This window comes from Amycolatopsis sp. NPDC057786, from assembly GCF_042797905.1.
GTDB lineage: Bacteria > Actinomycetota > Actinomycetes > Mycobacteriales > Pseudonocardiaceae > Amycolatopsis.
The window spans coordinates 1-16,985 of sequence record NZ_JBHVKW010000051.1 but is presented as its reverse complement, the minus strand read 5'-3'; the positions used below and the strand labels follow the sequence as shown (position 1 = coordinate 16,985).

Below are 16,985 nucleotides of genomic sequence, written 5' to 3'. Positions count from 1 at the left end.
CTGCGGGCGGAGAGCCGGAGCGACTTTAGCCCCCTAATCGCGATCCGGCGGCGGGCTCGGGGCCCGGAGGGCAGACCCCAGGCGGATCGCGTTTAGCCCCCTAAACGCGATCCGGGGCGCTGGTCGTAGGCTGGGTAACCGTGCTGGTACTGGCCATCGACACCTCGACCCCGGCGGTCACCGCGGGCCTCGTCGCCCTGGACGGCGACGTCCTCGAGTCACGCGGCGACCGCGTCACGGTCGACCCGCGCGCGCACGGCGAGCTGATCACGCCCCACGCCCTCGAAGCCGTCAAGGCCGCGGGCGTCACCCTTCGCGACCTCGACGCCATCGTCTGCGGCGTCGGCCCCGGCCCCTTCACCGGCCTTCGCGCCGGCATGGCCACCGCCGCGTCGCTCGCCCACGCCCTCGGCATCCCCGCGTACCCGGTGTGCAGCCTCGACGCGATCGCCGCCGACGTCGCCCCCGGCGAAGCGCCCTTCCTCGTCCTCACCGACGCGAGGCGCCGCGAGGTCTACTGGGCCGCGTACGCCGCCGACGGCTCCCGTACCGACGGCCCCCACGTCGAGCGGCCTGCCGACCTCGAGACCACCATCAAGGTCGCGGCGGGCGACGGCGCCCTCCTCTACGCGGACGCCCTCGGAGTCCAGCCGATCGAGCCGCGCTTTCCGTCACCCATCGGACTGGTCAAGGCGGCCGACTTCAACCACGAACCCGCCCCGCTCACCCCGCTGTACCTCCGCCGCCCGGACGCCGTCGAACCGGCCGTGCGCAAGAAGGTGACCACGCCGTGAGGCTGGAACCCTTACGCCGCAAGGATATTCCCCGCTGTGTCGAGATAGAGAAGATCCTCTTCCCCGGCGATTCGCCGTGGAGCGCGTACGCCTTCCACGCCGAACTCGACGGTGGCGGCTACTACCTGGTCGCCCGTCCGGATGAAAGTGACGAGGTCATCGGTTACGCCGGGCTTGCCATCGTCGGCCGCCGCGGCGACTACGAGGCGAGCATTCACACGATCGGCGTCGACCCGGCCTACCAGCGCAAGGGCATCGGCACCACGTTGTTGAAGGCGCTCCTCGACCGCGCGGACGAACTCGCCGCGCCCGTCTTCCTCGAAGTCCGCACCGACAACGACGCGGCGATCACGCTCTACGAGCGGCACGGTTTCGAACGCGTCGGCCTCCGGAAGCGCTACTACCAGCCCTCCGGCGCCGACGCCTACACGATGGCCCGCCCACGGGCCCAGGTCCGAGACGAGGTGGCGGGCTGATGCCGCGCATCATCATGGGCATCGAGAGTTCGTGCGACGAGACCGGTGTCGGCCTCGTCCGCCTGCACGACGACAACACGGTCGAACTCCTCGCCGACGAGGTCGCCTCCAGCGTCGACCAGCACGCCCGGTTCGGCGGCGTCGTGCCCGAGGTCGCCAGCCGCGCGCACCTGGAGGCGATGGTCCCGACGGTCGAGCGGGCCTTCGAGAAGGCCGGGCTCAAACTGTCCGATGTGGACGCGATCGCGGTCACCGCTGGTCCCGGCCTCGCCGGAGCGCTCCTGGTCGGCGTCGCCGCTGCCAAGGCGTACGCCGCCGCGCTCGACATCCCGCTCTACGGCGTCAACCACCTGGCCGGGCACATCGCCGTCGACACGCTCCAGCACGGCCCGCTGCCCGACCGCTGTCTCGCCCTGCTCGTTTCGGGCGGGCACACGCAATTGCTGCTGGTGGACGACATCGCGTCCGAGATCACCGAACTCGGGTCCACTGTGGACGACGCAGCGGGTGAGGCCTACGACAAGGTCGCCCGCGTGCTCGGCCTGCCGTACCCCGGCGGACCGCCCATCGACAAGGCCGCCAAGAACGGCGACGGCGCGGCCATCGCGTTCCCCCGCGGGATGACCGGGCCGCGCGACGCCAAGTTCGATTTCTCCTTCTCCGGCCTGAAAACCGCCGTCGCGCGTTGGGTCGAAGGCGCAGAACGCCGCGGTGAGGACATTCCCGTCGACGACGTCGCCGCGTCGTTCCAGGAGGCCGTCGCCGACGTGCTCACCATGAAGGCGATCCGCGCCGCCAAGGAACACGGCGTGGACACGTTGGTGATTTCCGGTGGTGTGGCAGCGAATTCGCGATTGTCCGAACTGGCCGCCGAGCGCTGCGCCGAAGCCGGGATCACCCTGCGGGTTCCGCGACCGCGGCTGTGCACGGACAACGGCGCGATGATCGCCGCGCTCGGCGCGCACGTGGTCGCCGCCGGACGGCCGCGGGCCTCGCTCGACTTCTCCGCGAATCCGGCACTGCCGGTGCAGATCGTCTCGATCTAACGCGATTCGGCGGTGGTGCGCGGCGCTGGGGCGAGGTTGAGCAGCTCCTCCAGCGCGGCTACCGACAACGCGGCGGCATTGCCGTCACCGTAAGGGTTTCCGGCGTGCGTCGGATGGAGGTCGCCACGCAGGACCTTCGCCGCGGTGTCCGCGATGAGGCCGGTGTCCGTCCCGACCAGCCAGGCGCAGCCCGCCTCGACGGCTTCGCGCCGTTCGGTGACGTCGCGGAGCACGAGGACGGGCGTACCGAACGTCGGCGCTTCCTCTTGGATACCACCGGAATCGGTCAGGACAAGCTCGGCGAGCCGCAGCGCGCGTACGAGGTCGGGATATTCGAGCGGCTCGGTGATCGTCACCCTCGGGGTCCCGCCGAGCGCGGCCGTCACCTGGTCCCGCACGGCCGGATTGGGATGCACCGGGAACAGGACCTGGACGTCGCTGTGCTCCGCGACGATCAGTTCGATGGCCGCGAGCGTGCGGCTCAGCGGCTCGCCCCAGGACTCGCGCCGATGCGACGTGACGAGAACGAGACGTTCGCCGGCTTCGGCGATTTCCATTTCCAGTAAGGCGAGCGCGGTGTCCCGCGCCGGGAGATCCCGCTCGGCGATCGCGATCACGGCGTCGACGACGGTGTTGCCGGTGACGGCGATCCGTTGGCGGGGAACACCTTCCGTGCGCAGCGCTGCCGCGGCGGCGGGTGTCGGCGCGAGATGCAGTGCGGCGATCCGCGATATCATCTGCCGCGTCCCCTCTTCGGGGAACGGTGCGGCGAGGTCGTGCGTGCGCAGGCCCGCTTCCAGATGTACGACCGGGATGCCCTGCCAGAACGCGGCGAGCGCGCCGGCCAGCCCCGTCGTGGTGTCACCCTGGACGACGACCGCGGCCGGGGCGATGCGTCGCAGCAGCTCGTCGAGCGCGGGAAGTACCCCGGAAACGAGTTCCGCCTGGGTGCCGGTGGTCCGGGGCGGGGTGTCGAGCCAGGCGTCGACCGGCAGCCCGAACGGGATCAGCGCCTGTTCGACCATGCCCTGATGCTGTCCGCTGTGGACGACGAAGGGCCGTAGGTGCGGGTGCTCCGCCAGTGCCAACGCCAGCGGCGCGAGCTTGACCGCCTCCGGCCGCGTTCCGGCCAGCAACATCACATCCACGCGTTCGCGCTCCTCATCCACGTTTCGAGTGTCCCGCAAAACGCGGGTGATGGCCGCCGGCGCGCGAGGGGCCCACGCCGGCGGCCGTTTCCGTCCGGGAAGCGTCAGCTCCCCATCTCACCGAGCCGTTTCGTGCGGCGGTAGCCCGCGATGACCGCGATGGTTCCGAGAACCAGCAGGATCACCCCGACGGCCAGCCACCAGCCGACGTCGGCCCCGGTGGCGGCGAGGGCACCCACCCCGCCACCGGCGACGCCGACTCCGGCGCCAGGCAACTTGTACATTTCGACCTCACTTCACCCAGGTCAGGCGGTGGTCGCCGGACGCCGGTTGCGGACGACGCGGATACCGACCGGGATGGCGACGGCACCGAGCAGGCCGAGACCGATCCACAGTCCCGCGCCCGAAGCGAGCGGCACGGGCAGGCCGGCCGGACCGCAGGTGGCCGACGAGACGATCACGTCGCCGGAACCGAGCGGGGTGAGAGCGTCGCCGAGCAGCTTCACGTGGATGGCGTTGACCGTGAGGCTGCCGTCGGGGTTCTTGATCTGTTCGTTCAGGATGATCGTCGCGACGTTGACGGTGCCGAGGCCGACCTTGATCTGCGTGTTCGGGGCGGGCGTCGAGTCGACCGTCCCCGCGCTGCCGAGGTTCGCGCCGACCAGGTTCGTCGCACCCTGCACCCCCTTCTGGGTCGCGGTGCAGGTGGCTTCGACGACCTTGACGCCGACATCGCCGAGCGCGCTCTTCAGCAGCGGCAAGCCGACATCGGCCGTGCTGGCCTTGGCGGTCACGGCACCGGAGTTCTCGTCGCGCTTGGCTTCGGTGTTGATCGCGCCCGCGGTGAGCACGCCGGTGAGGTCGACCTTCGCGAGGCTGTTGGTGGTCGGCCCGGAGGTCTTCGCCTCGGCGAGCGGCCCGGCTTTCACCGCGTCGAGGCCGAGGAGCTTCACATCGACCTTGACGCCGTACGCGGAGCCGTCGCCGGGGGCCGCCGAGGCGGGCGCCGCGCCGGCGATGGCCACACTCGCCACCACAGCGGCGAGCAATCCACCTCGTCGCAAGAGGTGCGTGTTCTTCAACTGGTCCTCCGAATTGATTCGTGGGGAGTTTCTCTTGATCTGCGGTAGGCACGAGGGCACAACCGTCACGGACGAATCCTCGGCTGGCCTGACTCGGCTCGCGGATCGTCTATCGCCGAGTGTTTCTTAAATTGAACAGAAAACTGCGAGGATCACCGGATCAGGTGGTCTTGCGGACATTCTCCGCAGGTCGCCGAAGGGTTCACTCTTTCGGCCTAGTCAGTTTCTTCACGATCGTGCCGAAAGGGCACTTGATCACGTGGGAAATGTGAACCCCGGTCGAAAGGGCCGGTTCTCGCTGACTTACGCTCGTCGGCGAGGTCTCTGTCCGCTTCGGCGGGCCCCGTCGTCTGCTGCGTCTTTCCTGAGAGGGTCATCGTGGCCGTTGCGAGCGCTCCTTTACCGAGTTCCAGCCGGTTTCCCCTGCGTATGGCCGTGCTGGCGGTACTCGCCGTCGCGGTCGGCCTGGTGCTGGCCGAACGCCTGTACCGGGTTTTCGAAGTTCAGCTCTCCGGCCTGATACTGAGGGTCATCACCACATCGGGTGTCTTCGTCGCCGGTGAACGCGAGACTGTCTACTTTGGGTTGTCGGGCGATACTCCACTCGGGTTAAGAATGACTCCGGAATGCTCGTCGGCATTCATGTTGCTGCCACTGTTGCTGGTGACCGCCGTCATGTTGTATTTCCGTCCGGGAAATGCGAAGAGGCTCTTCACTTCGTTGGTTATTTCCGCGGTGGTCGTCATTCTTGTCAATCAGATGAGGGTTTTGGCCATCGTCGGGCTCGTGAACGTGATGGGTATCGACGAAGGCTATTACTGGGGGCACACCCTGCTCGGTTCGATGGTCAGCGTCCTCGGCGGCGCGGTCGCCCTCGTGCTGTTCGTCTGGCTGAGCACTCGCAAGCCGCGCGCCGAACGCGGGGCCGCCTGATGGGCGGCGGCTCGATCAAGATCCTTCTCGCGATCACGCAGGCCTTCGCGCTCACCATGAGCGTGGCGTTCATCGTGTACGTGGTCGTGATCGTCGTGCCGTACCTGCGGCGCAAACCCGCGCCCGTCGGTGACGCCGCCGACTTCACCTGGCACTTCTTCGTCCCGTGCCGGGACGAACAAACCGTCATCCGCGAAACCGTGCGGTACCTGCGGTCGACGTTCCGGCACGCGCATGTCTGGGTCGTCGACGACGACTCCGAGGACCGCACGGCGCGGGTGGTGAGGTCGATCTGGCGCCGCAACGGCGGCTATGACCCGTATCTGCACCTCGTTCCCCGGCGCCGTCCGGAGGCGAGGACGGGCAAGGGGGACGCGCTCAACGCGGCGTATCAGGCGCTCAACGACTGGATGGGCCCGGACGCGAGCCGTGACGATGTGGTGGTCGTGGTCGTCGACGCGGACGGGCGGCCGGCGGCGAACTGCCTCGAAGTGTGCGCCGCGGACCATCTCTTCGGCGACGAAACGATCGGCGCCGTCCAGCTCGACGTCTGGATGGGCAACGCCGACACCCGCCCGCCGGGGAAGAACTGGTTTACCCGTGCTTTCGGGCTGAAGCTGGCCCAGATGCAGGATCTGGAGTTCCGCACGGCCATCGCGGCCATCCAGACCTCGCGCGGTTTCACGGGCACGATCTCCATGGGCGGCAACGGTCAGTTCACGCGACTGTCCGCATTGGACTCGATCGCCGGGCCGGACGAACAGCCGTGGCGCGGTTCGCTGCTGGAGGATTTCGAACTCGGCGTACACCTGCTGACCGCGGGCTGGCGGACCGGCTACACCCCGGATTCCCATGTGAAACAGGAGGGCCTGTACAGCCTGCGGCGGTTCCTGGTGCAGCGCACACGCTGGGGCCAGGGCACGATGCAGTGTTCGCGGTATCTCCGGCGGATCTGGGATTCGCCGCACGTGAGCACACTGGGCGCGGCGGAGATGATGTATTACCTCGCGCAGCCGTGGATGCAGCTGCTCGGCTCGCTGCTGTACCCGATCCCGTTCATCCTGCTGCTCTTCAGCACCGCGGGTGATCCGGCGCAGGTGTGGACCTGGTTCGCCGACGACGGCGCGTGGATCCTGTTCGCCATCTACGGCTCGTTCGGGTTGCTGCCGTTCATCGTCTGGGGCCCGATCTACCAGTTCAAATGCCTGAAGAGCCGCAATGTCCTACGTGGACTGGGGATGGGCTTCGCCTACGCGCTGTACATCTACACGTTCTACATCACGTCGTGGCGGGCGCTGTTCCGGCTGGTGCGCGGCCGCAACGGCTGGTCGAAGACGCGGCGGAACACCGAGCACGCCCCCGGGGTCAAGGTCGCGCTGGACTCCTGACCCCGGGGACGGTTTTCAGAGCGCGGGCAGGATCCGGACGTCGTCCGCCTTCACGAAGGCGATCCGGTGTCCGAACTGGATCTGCACGTATTTCGTCTTGCCCTTGACGACCACGTGGTTCGCGGGGTCGAACGTCGTCGCCGAGTAGTACTCGGAGCCGAGCAGGTTGCCGACGGAGTACCGCTGCCCGGCCGAGAACGTGTACGGCAGCGGGATGACCTGCTGCACCGGCACGTTCGCCGGGTACGCCTCGGCTTCGGGATACGCGCGCCCGAACACCGGCACGGTCGCCAGGCCGGGTTTCGGCGTGACGACCAGGCCGAACGCAGGGCTCGTCGTGCGCTGGTCGCGGAACCAGCCCTTCTGGCCGAGGTACCAGATCGCCGTCCAGCCGTCACGCCGCTCGGCGACCACGTACCGCTGGCCGGTCTCCGCCCGGCTGCCGATGTCGGAAACGGCCATCGTGCTCGCCGAACCGTCCGGGCGCAGGCCGATGTCCTTGAGCAGCGGCGCTGAGTCGCTCGGCTCGCTGCGCAGGACAACCGAACCGGAACCCCTTGCCGGGCAAGGCTTTCCGGCGGCCTCGCAGCCGGTGAACGCGGGCTGGTTCGTGGCGAAGTCCGGGGTGATGGTCACCAGCGGTGAGCCGGGACGGCCGAAACCGGAAAGCGGCGCGCCCATCAGCTCGAAGTAGTGCGCCCAGTCCCAGTACGGGCCCGGATCCCAGTGCATGCCCCGGATGGTCGAGGGGATCGTGCCGGGAACGTTGTCGTGGCCGAGGATGTGCGCGCGGTCGAGCGGGATGTCGTACTTCCGCGCGAGGTAGGCGACGAGCTTCGCGGAGGTGCGGTACATCGCCTCCGTGTACCAAGTGCCCTTCGCGGCGAAGCCCTCGTGCTCGATGCCGACCGACTTCGCGTTGACGTACCAGTTGCCCGCGTGCCAGGCGACGTCCTTGGTCGGCACGTGCTGCGCGATCTGGCCGTCGGACGAGCGGATCGTGTAGTGCCAGCTCACGTACGTCGGGTCGGTGACAAGGTCCATCGCCGTGTCCCAGTAGCCCTCGGTGTCGTGGATGATGATGTATTCGACCTTCTGGCTCTTCGGCCGGTCCGCCTTGTCGTGGTTGCCGTAGTCGTCGTCCGGCAACTCCTGGTACGGCGCCGGCACCGAAAGGCACGAGATCTTCTTCGGACACTCGATCTTCGGGTCTTCGGCCTGGGCGCGCGCCGGGCTCATCGGTGACGCGGCGAGGGTGACGTTCTGGCCGTCGTCTGTCCTGCGGCTGACGCCCTTGGAGATGGTGTCGAAGACTTCGTCGGCGAAGGACTGTGCACCCTTCGCGTCCTTCGCGCCGCTATAGCGCGCGACGGCGGCCCTCCAGTCGCCGGTCTCGCGTTGGTACTTCGCCAGCAGAGCGGCGCCGCCGCGGATGTTCTGGGTGGTGTTCGTGCGCAGCGTCGCGACGTCCTGGCCGATGAGCGCGGCCGCCTCGTCGATGGTCTGGAGACCGGGTGGGGGAGGCTTCGGCGCCGGAGTCGCCGGGAGTTTCGCCGGGCGGGCGTCGTCGCCGCGCGGATCCTCCTCGCCTTCGTCGTGATGCGTGCCCGTGCCAGCCTCGCGGAGGTCGGTCAGGTGCATCGGGCCGTATCCGGCGGACGTGCTCGGGGTGGCGGCGTTGAAATCCCAGCGTGATTCCAGGAAGGAGACGCCGAGCAGGACGTTCTCCGGGACGCCGAACTCCTGCGCGGCGGCCGCGAAGTCCCGCTGACGCTGCTGGTCCGCAGGCGCGGCTTCGGCGGGGACAGCGGCGAGAAGGCCTGCTGCGAGGGCGAGGACCGCGAGCCCGGCGGTCCGTTTGGACCGGCGCCGGAGCGGCTCGAGGGTTACGGGACGGAAGGGACGCGGCATGGGCGTATACCCCCAGTGACTAGGTCTGCTGAACAGGACCGACCCCAATGGTCGGAACCTAACCAGAAACCGGCTTCGTCCGTAAGGTCCCTCCAGATCGCGATTAGGGGGCTAAACGCAGGTCGGTGGCAAGGTGGGGGCATGGAGCTTCTGCGGGAGAAGGACCATGTCTTCCTCGACTTCGACGGGCCCGTGTGCGACGTGTTCGCCAGGCTTCCGGCGAGCGAGGTGGCGGACAGGCTCAACCGCCTCATCGAACCCGAGGTGATCGCCTCGGCCGATCCGTTCGACGTGCTCAGGTACGCGGCCTCGTGCGGGCCCAACACCGGGTACGTCGTCGAGCGGCAGCTCAGCCGCTTCGAAGGGGAGGCCGTCGCCCTGATCTCACCGGCTCCGGGTGTCGCGGAAGTGCTCCGCGACTGGCGCGCGCAGGGGTTCACGGTGACGATCGTCAGCAACAACTCCGTCGACGCGATCAGGTCCTTCCTGGGATTGCACGAACTCGCCGGGCACATCCGCGGGATCAGCGCCCGGACGACGAGCGATCCCGCGCTGCTGAAGCCAGGGCCTGCGCTTATCGACGCCGCGGTGAAGGCCCTCGGCACGTCGCCGGGTCAGTGCGTCATGGTCGGCGACTCTGCCGCGGACATCCTGGCCGCCCGCGTCGCCGGCGTCGCTTCGATCGCGCTGGCGAAGACACCCGCCAAGCGCAGGGCCCTCGCGGCCCTCGACCCGGATGCCCTGGTGACCGACCTCGCGGACCTGCGTTTAGCGGGCTAATCGCGATCCGGTGGTGGCGGGTGGGACAAAAGGGCCGGTCAGGGGCTCGCGGACAAGGTGAGCGGACCCTCCTTGCGAAGCTGGCACTCACATGGCTAGAGTGCTAATTGCACGGCCCGAACACGCCCCGGCACCCGCGACGGCGGGGGTGGTAGGAGCCGTAACTCATCCTGCCAACGCTTTCGACGACCGTGGAGGTCAACCCGGTGAGCGTGAACATCAAGCCGCTCGAGGACAAGATCGTTGTCCAGACGAGTGAGGCCGAGGAGACGACCGCTTCCGGCCTCGTCATCCCCGACACCGCCAAGGAGAAGCCCCAGGAGGGCAAGGTTCTGGCCGTGGGCCCGGGCCGCATCGACGACAAGGGCAACCGCGTCCCGCTCGACGTTTCCGTCGGCGACGTCGTCATCTACTCCAAGTACGGCGGCACCGAAGTGAAGTACAACGGTGAGGACTACTTGATCCTTTCCGCTCGCGACGTGCTGGCCGTCATCAACTGACGTCCGCTCTCAGCGCATGACGCCCCGGGCCCCGCATTGCCGGGGAACGGGGCGTTCGTGTTTTCCGAGCTTTAGAACTGGAAGGTAAGCGGAACAGGCCATGCCCAAGCAGATCAGTTTCGACGAGGACGCTCGTCGCGCGCTCGAGCGCGGGGTGAACAAGCTCGCCGACGCGGTCAAGGTCACCCTCGGCCCGCGCGGTCGCCACGTCGTGCTCGACAAGAAGTTCGGCGGCCCGACCATCACCCTCGACGGTGTCACCGTCGCTCGTGAGATCGAGCTCGACGACCCGTTCGAGAACCTCGGCGCCCAGCTCGCCAAGAGCGTCGCCACCAAGACCAACGACGTCGCCGGTGACGGCACCACCACCGCGACCGTGCTCGCGCAGTCGCTGGTGAAGGTCGGCCTGCGCAACGTCGCCGCCGGTGCCAACCCGACCGCCGTCGGCCGTGGCATCGAGGCCGCCGCGGAGAAGGTCATCGCGGTCCTCAAGGAGAAGGCGACCCCGGTCAAGGGTCGCGACAACATCGCCCAGGTCGGCACCGTCACCTCCCGTGACGCGGCCATCGGCGCCCTGCTCGGCGAGGCCGTCGAGCGGGTCGGCGAAGACGGTGTCATCACGATCGAGGAGTCGTCCACGCTGGCGACCGAGCTCGTGATCACCGAGGGTGTGCAGTTCGACAAGGGTTTCCTGTCGGCGCACTTCGCGACCAACCCGGAGGAGCAGAAGGCGATCCTCGAGGACGCCTACATCCTGCTGGTCCGCGAGAAGATCTCGGCGCTGGCCGACCTGCTCCCGGTGCTGGAGAAGGTCGTCGAGGCCAAGAAGCCGCTGCTGATCATCGCCGAGGACGTCGACGGTGAAGCGCTGTCGACCCTCGTCGTGAACTCGCTGCGCAAGACGATCACCGCCGTCGCGGTCAAGGCGCCGTTCTTCGGCGACCGCCGCAAGGCGTTCCTGGACGACCTCGCGGTCGTCACCGGCGGCGAGGTCATCTCGGCCGAGATCGGGCACAAGCTGTCCGAGACCACGCTGGCCCAGCTGGGCAACGCCCGCCGGATCGTCGTCACCAAGGACGACACCACGCTCGTCGACGGTGCCGGCACCAAGGACGACATCGCGGCCCGCGTCGCGCAGATCCGCAAGGAGATCGAGAACACCGACTCCGACTGGGACCGCGAGAAGCTGCAGGAGCGGCTGGCGAAGCTCGGCGGCGGTGTCGCGGTGATCAAGGTCGGCGCGGCCACCGAGACCGAGCTGAACGAGCGCAAGCACCGCATCGAGGACGCCGTGGCTTCGACCAAGGCGGCCGTCGAAGAGGGCATCCTGCCCGGCGGTGGCTCGGCGCTGGTGCACGCGGTCAAGGAGCTCGACGGAGGCCTCGGCCTCGAGGGCGACGAAGCGACCGGTGTGCGCATCGTCCGCGACGCGCTGTCCGCCCCGCTGTTCTGGATCGCGACCAACGCGGGCCACGAGGGTGCGGTCATCGTGAACAAGGTCCAGGAGCAGGGCTGGGGGCACGGCTTCAACGCCGCCACCGGTGAGCTCACCGACCTGCTGGCCGCCGGCATCGTCGACCCGGTCAAGGTGACCCGGTCCGCGGTGGCGAACGCCGCTTCCATCGCCCGGCTCGTGCTCACGACGGAGAGCTCCATCGTCGAGAAGCCGGTCGAGGAGGAGCCCGCCGCGGCCGGTCACGGCCACGCGCACTAGTTCCACCCCAGAAACGGGGCGGTACTCCATCCGGAGTGCCGCCCCGTTTTCGTACCCGGTGCCGACCTGCGTTTAGCCCCCTAATCGCGATCCGGCGCCGGAGACGCGGAAGGGCGGCACCCCACCCGGATGCCGCCCTTCCGCGTCGTCGACTCGGCCGGTTCAGCCGTTCGACATGCTCAATGTGCGCTTGTCCGCCTTGATGATGTGCTCGCGTTCCGATTCCGACAGTCCGCCCCAGATGCCGTACGGCTCGTGCACGGCGAGCGCGTGGTTCCGGCACATGGCCAGTACCGGGCAGGCCAGGCACACGGCTTTGGCCCTCGCCTCGCGGCGGGCTCTGGCCGGCCCGCGCTCGCCGTCAGGGTGAAAGAAGGACGCGCTGTCCATGCCTCGGCACGACCCTTCGAGCTGCCAGTCCCACACATCCGCGTTGGGTCCTGGGAGCCTGCGTGTGTCCGCCATCCTGACCGCCTCCGTCATCCGGTCGAAGCGTTTACGTGCTCTGCTGCGCTGCGGATACTCCATTCGGTGCAACGGCGGTAACGTTAGAAGCGCGCCAATACTTGTTCAAGAGATTCAAGACGATTCAGCCGTTAGGCATCCCCCGGATGTGTGAGCGGTACTTTCCGTTCCGGTTGCCCCGGTCCCTGCCTGCCTGGATATTGGGTCGAGTGGGATCTCGGATCAGCAGTGAAGAACCCACCCTGCCGGTGGCCTCGGTCGCTCGCCGGCTCGGGGTCGCGCCGTCCACCCTGCGCACCTGGGACCGCAGATACGGCGTAGGGCCGAGCCGCCACACCAACGGCCGTCACCGTCGCTACGGCAGCTCCGACATCGGCCGCCTCGAACTGATGCAGCGCGCGTTGCTTCGCGGCGCCTCGACGGCTGAAGCGGCGAAGTACGCCCTGGAGCAGATGCCCCGGACGGCGACGGAGCCACCGGAAGCCGTCGTGGTCCAAGTGGAGGAGCGGGCCGCCGCGCCGCCGGCCGACGACCATGACGTTCCGTCCCGCCTTGCCAGGCGCTTGAGCACCGCCGCGCTCGCGATGGACTTCGGCGCGGTCCAGCGCATGCTCGCCGACACGATCCGCGAACTCGGCGTCCTGCCGGCCTGGACCGGTGTCGTGTCGCCGGTCCTGACGGCGCTCGGCGCGCGCTGGCGCGGTGTCAGCGCCGGCGCGGAGGTCGAGTACCTGCTCGCCGAATGCGTGTACGCCGCCCTCGTCCGCGCGACGCCCGTGCTGCGCGAACCGCGCAATCAGCGTCCGGTCCTGCTGACCTGCGTCCCGGACGAGCGCGACAATCTGCCCATGTACGCGCTCGCCGCGGCGCTGGCGGGACGCCGGGTCGGCGCCCAGCTGTTCGGGGCGTCCCTGCCCGCCGAAGTGCTCGCCGTGACCGTTCGCCGCAGCGTCCCGGCGGCGGTCGTCCTCTGGTCGGGACGCCGCGCGACCGCGGATCCTCGACTGTTCGCCAGGATCTCCCGCGGTCGTCAGCGCAGCAGGCTCTTCGCGTGCGGGCCCGGCTGGGATCCCGCCACCCTCCCGGACAAGATCGAACTGCTCGGCGAACTGACGACCGCGGCCGACCGGATAGAGCACGTTCTTGTCGGTGCGAGGCGATAGAAAGGACGCATGGAATCGTCCTTGCGGTCCGCCGCGTTCGGTGACGGCGTGCCGTCGCCGAGTTCCTTCGCGGTGCCCGTGTCTCCTCGCGGACGGTTGCTCGCCGCGATCGGGCTCGGCGCCCGCGGCCGGTACGCGGCGGCGGCCACGCTGCTGAACGGTTTGCGCACCGGCAAGGATCCGGTGGTCGCTTCGTTGGCCGCGAGCACGCTGGCGTCGCACCGGCGGCAGTTGGGCGGGCACGCGGCGGCTCTCGTCCTCGACGGCGAGGCGCTCGCGCGGGTCATCACCGAGCCGCGAGGTGCATCCGACCCCGACGGTCTGGACACCGAGGGGGCTCGGGCGGACGCCCTTCTCGGCCTCGCGGCGGACAACCTGGGGCGCGGCAGGCTGGCCGCCGCCCGGAAGTTGCTCGCCCGTGCGGACGTGCACACCGGCAACTGGCGGACCCGGACCAGGGCCGGTTGGGTGGGCGCGGAAATCGAACTGGCGAGTAACATTTCCGCCGCGGCGATCGCACCTGCGGAAATGGCGTGGGAAACCGCGCGCGCCAGGGGTTCGTGCCGGCATGTCGTCAAATCACAGCTCGTACTCGCCGTGACGATCGCGAATGCCGGTTCCGCTGAGCGGGACCGCGCGAAAGCGCTGGTCGAGAGCGCGCGCGAAACCGCCGAGAAATACGAATTCAATTCACTTCTGTGGGTGGCGTGCCTGGTCGGGGCGGACTTCGGGGCAGGACACGCCGATGAGTATCGATTCAGAGGGGCAGAAGTGTTGCACGCAGTGTTACGGCATGCGGATCCTTGCGGGAGGTGGCTCGCCCGGGAATCTCCGTGGGTGCCCCTCTGATGGCGTCTAGCCTGTTGGAGGGCCCATTCCGGCAACCGGGCTAAGAACTTTCAAAAAAAGCCACCGGATCGTGTCAAGGTTCGGGCTAAAGCGTCCGATAGGGGAAGTGGAATGTCACCCGGCTGCAGGAAGGAAACCCCGTGACGACGGTCTTGATCTGCGACGACCGACGCAGTGTCCGCGAAGGGCTCACTCGAGTGATGTCCGCGGTCCCAGGGGTCAGTCGCATCGACTGCGTAGCGCACGGTGACGAGCTGCTGGCCCGGTACTCCCGTCAGCCAGTCGACGTCGTGCTGGTCGGTACCCAGCGCGCCGTCCCGACCGGCGTCGAAGCCACCCGGCGGCTCGTCTCGGCGAACCCCCAAGCGAACGTGATCGTGTTCGGCGCCCCGGACGACGCGGGCAGTATCGCCGCCGCCATCGCCGGCGGCGCCCGCGGCTACCTGCGCTGGGACGCCTCGCGTCCCGAGCTGGTCGCCGCACTGGCGCACACGCTCGCCAGCACCTCGGTGCCGGCGCCGCGTCAGCCGTCCGATCCCGGCGTCCAGCTCACCGAGCGAGAGCTTCAGGTGCTTCGCGGGATGAGCCAGGGCAAGAGCAACGGGCAGATCGGACGCGAGCTGTATCTGTCCGAAGACACCGTGAAGACCCACGCGCGCCGCTTGTTCCGCAAGCTCGGCGTACGAGACCGCGCTCAGGCGGTCGCCCACGGATTCCGCCGTGGACTTGTTTCCTGACAACGCTTTCTTGATTTCAACGGCGAGATCGCACAACGGGTGACGAACGGGCCGGGGGTGTACCCCTGGCCCGTACCTGTGTTCCCTGTCACGCTTCGCGCATTTATGTTCACCGCTCGGGCACCCTGGCCCGAGCGAGTCCGCCTCCGGGTGGACCGTCGTACCCCACTGTGTTCCGGCTCGTTGAAAGTTCGACCACGAGCGAAAGGGACCAGGAAGATCCGGGTTCAGCGCGCACGCCAGCAGGTCGGCGCGCCGATGACGGCCGTCAACGAAGGCGGCGAACCCGAGCGGTACGGTAGCTGTCACCGGGTAGTGGATTCCGAAGTCACACGCCGGACTCTTTGCACGCCTATACGTAACACTGGGACTGTTGTCTGCGATGGCCAATGTGGGGGACGGACTGGATGAGCCGGTCGCCGCTGCTGTTGAGGGTGACCCTCAAGCGGTCGAGCGGTTGCTGGCGGCCATCCGTCCTTTGGTAGTGCGGTACTGCCGCGCTCGGGTTGGCAGGCAGGAGCGTTCGTTCGCTTCCGCAGACGACGTTGCTCAGGAGGTGTGTCTCGCGGTGCTCACGGCATTGCCTTCGTACCGTGATCAGGGCCGCCCGTTCCTGGCCTTCGTCTACGGGATCGCCCAGCACAAGGTGGCCGACGCGCATCGCGCCGCGGCCCGTAACCGCGCCGAGCCGGTCGCCGAAGTCCCCGATGAGATCGAGGGCGGCGTCGGTCCCGAGCAGCGTGCCCTCCAAGGCGAGTTGAACGAGCGCATGTCGCAGCTGCTGCGAGTCCTTCCTGACAAACAGCGTGAGATCGTGGTCCTGCGGGTGGTCGTGGGATTGTCCGCCGAAGAGACGGCCGAGGCCGTGGGGTCCACCCCCGGCGCCGTCCGGGTGGCCCAGCATCGCGCCCTCGCGCGCCTACGTAAGGTTCTGGCCGCTGAGGAGGTGATCTGAGTGACCGATCGCGACCATCGGTTCTCCCCTGAGACCGATCGTGAACTGACGGCCTTCGAAAGAGGGCTGACGCCCTCGGAGGCCGAGTTCGCCGCGGATCTGTCGGCCGTCCAGGCCGATGACGCGCTGCTCGACGCACTCGGTGGCTCGGACCCGAAGATGGCCGACGACCTCGGCGATCAAGACCTCAACGCGCTGCTGCTGGCCTGGCGGCGTGACATCGACAGCGAGCCGCTCGCGGAACTCGTCGACGTCGACACCGCCGTCGTCACCGTGAAGACCGCCGCGCTCGCCCGCAAACACGGGGGAAGACGCCGGCTGCTGGTCCCGGTGGCCGCCGCCGCGGCCGTCCTGGCCATCGCCTTCGCCGGTACCGGTCTCGCCGCGAAGGACGCGCAGCCTGGTGACACGCTCTGGGGCCTGACCAAGGTGCTTTACGCCGACCACGCCCGGTCGGTCGAGGCCGCCGCGGCGGCCAAACTCGATCTCGAAAAGGCCAACCTCGCGCTCGCCGGCGGGCGCCTCGACGACGCCCGTAAGGCGCTCGACGAGGCCCAGGCCGCGCTGACCCAGGTGACCGACGAAGAGAACCGCGATCAACTGCTCGAACAGCACCGCCAGTTGAGTGCTCAGCTGCAGAACCCCGGCCAGCAGCCCTTGCCGCCGGATCAGCAGCAGCCGTCGCAGACCCCGGTCGCGACCACGCCTCCGCCCAGCCCGCAGCCGACCGCTCCGCCGACGTCGCTGCCCGGAGGCGGCAACCCCGGCACGAGTCTGCCGGGCACCACGACTCCCTCGCCGACTCCGCCGACCACGAGCAGCGAGCCGCCACCGCCCACGACGTCCACGACGCCGCCGGCCTCGGGCAACGATCCCGGTGGCTCGCGGAACGAGCCGACGCCGGGCGCCGGAGCGCAGGCTCCCGCCGCGGGCGAGACGACGTAGCACCCCTAAAACGCCGAAGGGCCTGGTGAGATCTCTCACCAGGCCCTTTCGTTATGTCTCAGATCGCGTTTAGCCCGCTAAAGGCGATCGCCTTTAGCG

General features: G+C 68.6%; 18 protein-coding genes. 13 read left to right on the top strand and 5 right to left on the bottom strand.

The features are described from left to right. Positions 1–140 precede the first annotated feature (140 nt). Genes tsaB through tsaD form a run of 3 tightly spaced genes read left to right on the top strand, consistent with a single transcriptional unit; the run spans position 141 to position 2,316 of the window. Positions 141–794 (top strand): tRNA (adenosine(37)-N6)-threonylcarbamoyltransferase complex dimerization subunit type 1 TsaB, encoded by a 654-nt coding sequence (gene tsaB, locus ACFVM3_RS24175; RefSeq protein WP_378441942.1) that lies wholly within the window; start codon positions 141–143, stop codon positions 792–794. Further along, positions 791–1,270, top strand: a complete 480-nt coding sequence (gene rimI / locus ACFVM3_RS24170; RefSeq protein ID WP_378441940.1) for a ribosomal protein S18-alanine N-acetyltransferase — start codon at positions 791–793, stop codon at positions 1,268–1,270. Before tsaB ends, rimI begins: the two co-directional genes overlap by 4 nt. Next, complete coding sequence (tsaD, locus tag ACFVM3_RS24165; RefSeq protein WP_126736612.1) at positions 1,270–2,316, top strand: tRNA (adenosine(37)-N6)-threonylcarbamoyltransferase complex transferase subunit TsaD; 1,047 nt, start codon at positions 1,270–1,272, stop codon at positions 2,314–2,316. Before rimI ends, tsaD begins: the two co-directional genes overlap by 1 nt. Here the strand turns inward: tsaD and wecB are convergent. The 3 genes from wecB to ACFVM3_RS24150 all read right to left on the bottom strand — a co-directional run bounded on the left by wecB (position 2,313) and on the right by ACFVM3_RS24150 (position 4,546). After that, a complete protein-coding gene (gene wecB / locus ACFVM3_RS24160) occupies positions 2,313–3,464 on the bottom strand; it encodes a non-hydrolyzing UDP-N-acetylglucosamine 2-epimerase (protein ID WP_378441990.1) in 1,152 nt (383 codons plus the stop codon). The genes tsaD and wecB overlap by 4 nt on opposite strands. Positions 3,465–3,568: 104 nt before the next feature. Beyond that, the gene (locus ACFVM3_RS24155) at positions 3,569–3,748 is read right to left on the bottom strand and encodes an LPXTG cell wall anchor domain-containing protein (protein WP_007031099.1); all 180 of its coding nucleotides are present in this window, start codon (positions 3,746–3,748) and stop codon (positions 3,569–3,571) included. Between the two features lie 21 nt (positions 3,749–3,769). Next, positions 3,770–4,546, bottom strand: a complete 777-nt coding sequence (locus ACFVM3_RS24150) for a choice-of-anchor P family protein (protein WP_378441938.1) — start codon at positions 4,544–4,546, stop codon at positions 3,770–3,772. A gap of 429 nt (positions 4,547–4,975) precedes the next feature. Between ACFVM3_RS24150 and xrtP the strand changes: the two genes are divergently transcribed. Together xrtP and ACFVM3_RS24140 are read left to right on the top strand one after the other, a co-directional pair. Beyond that, complete coding sequence (gene xrtP / locus ACFVM3_RS24145; RefSeq protein WP_378441936.1) at positions 4,976–5,479, top strand: exosortase P; 504 nt, start codon at positions 4,976–4,978, stop codon at positions 5,477–5,479. Next, on the top strand, positions 5,479–6,867 hold the full coding sequence (locus tag ACFVM3_RS24140; RefSeq protein WP_378441934.1) for a glycosyltransferase: 1,389 nt from the start codon (positions 5,479–5,481) through the stop codon (positions 6,865–6,867). The genes xrtP and ACFVM3_RS24140 overlap by 1 nt, the downstream gene beginning before the upstream one ends. 15 nt (positions 6,868–6,882) lie before the next feature. Here ACFVM3_RS24140 and ACFVM3_RS24135 read toward each other — a convergent pair whose 3' ends face one another. Further along, a complete protein-coding gene (locus ACFVM3_RS24135) occupies positions 6,883–8,778 on the bottom strand; it encodes an N-acetylmuramoyl-L-alanine amidase (protein ID WP_378441932.1) in 1,896 nt (631 codons plus the stop codon). 141 nt (positions 8,779–8,919) lie between these two features. On the opposite strand from ACFVM3_RS24135, the gene ACFVM3_RS24130 reads away from it, so the two are divergent. The 3 genes from ACFVM3_RS24130 to groL all read left to right on the top strand — a co-directional run bounded on the left by ACFVM3_RS24130 (position 8,920) and on the right by groL (position 11,772). Beyond that, the gene (locus ACFVM3_RS24130; RefSeq protein ID WP_378441930.1) at positions 8,920–9,558 is read left to right on the top strand and encodes an HAD family hydrolase; all 639 of its coding nucleotides are present in this window, start codon (positions 8,920–8,922) and stop codon (positions 9,556–9,558) included. A gap of 206 nt (positions 9,559–9,764) precedes the next feature. Then, positions 9,765–10,058, top strand: a complete 294-nt coding sequence (gene groES, locus ACFVM3_RS24125) for a co-chaperone GroES (RefSeq protein WP_007031106.1) — start codon at positions 9,765–9,767, stop codon at positions 10,056–10,058. 100 nt (positions 10,059–10,158) lie between these two features. Next, positions 10,159–11,772: a chaperonin GroEL gene (groL, locus tag ACFVM3_RS24120; protein WP_378441929.1), complete on the top strand. Its 1,614-nt coding sequence runs from the start codon at positions 10,159–10,161 to the stop codon at positions 11,770–11,772. Between the two features lie 162 nt (positions 11,773–11,934). Here groL and ACFVM3_RS24115 read toward each other — a convergent pair whose 3' ends face one another. Continuing rightward, positions 11,935–12,255, bottom strand: a complete 321-nt coding sequence (locus ACFVM3_RS24115; protein WP_007031108.1) for a WhiB family transcriptional regulator — start codon at positions 12,253–12,255, stop codon at positions 11,935–11,937. Between the two features lie 230 nt (positions 12,256–12,485). On the opposite strand from ACFVM3_RS24115, the gene ACFVM3_RS24110 reads away from it, so the two are divergent. The 5 genes from ACFVM3_RS24110 to ACFVM3_RS24090 all read left to right on the top strand — a co-directional run bounded on the left by ACFVM3_RS24110 (position 12,486) and on the right by ACFVM3_RS24090 (position 16,886). After that, positions 12,486–13,400: a MerR family transcriptional regulator gene (locus ACFVM3_RS24110; protein WP_378441988.1), complete on the top strand. Its 915-nt coding sequence runs from the start codon at positions 12,486–12,488 to the stop codon at positions 13,398–13,400. 9 nt (positions 13,401–13,409) lie between these two features. Continuing rightward, entirely contained in the window at positions 13,410–14,249 is an 840-nt protein-coding gene (locus ACFVM3_RS24105) for a hypothetical protein (RefSeq protein ID WP_378441927.1), read from the top strand. 140 nt (positions 14,250–14,389) lie between these two features. Then, positions 14,390–14,986: a response regulator transcription factor gene (locus ACFVM3_RS24100; protein WP_003073605.1), complete on the top strand. Its 597-nt coding sequence runs from the start codon at positions 14,390–14,392 to the stop codon at positions 14,984–14,986. 382 nt (positions 14,987–15,368) lie between these two features. Then, entirely contained in the window at positions 15,369–15,941 is a 573-nt protein-coding gene (locus ACFVM3_RS24095; RefSeq protein ID WP_037314832.1) for a sigma-70 family RNA polymerase sigma factor, read from the top strand. Then, a complete protein-coding gene (locus ACFVM3_RS24090; RefSeq protein ID WP_378441925.1) occupies positions 15,942–16,886 on the top strand; it encodes an anti-sigma-D factor RsdA in 945 nt (314 codons plus the stop codon). The last annotated feature ends 99 nt before the right edge of the window (positions 16,887–16,985 follow it).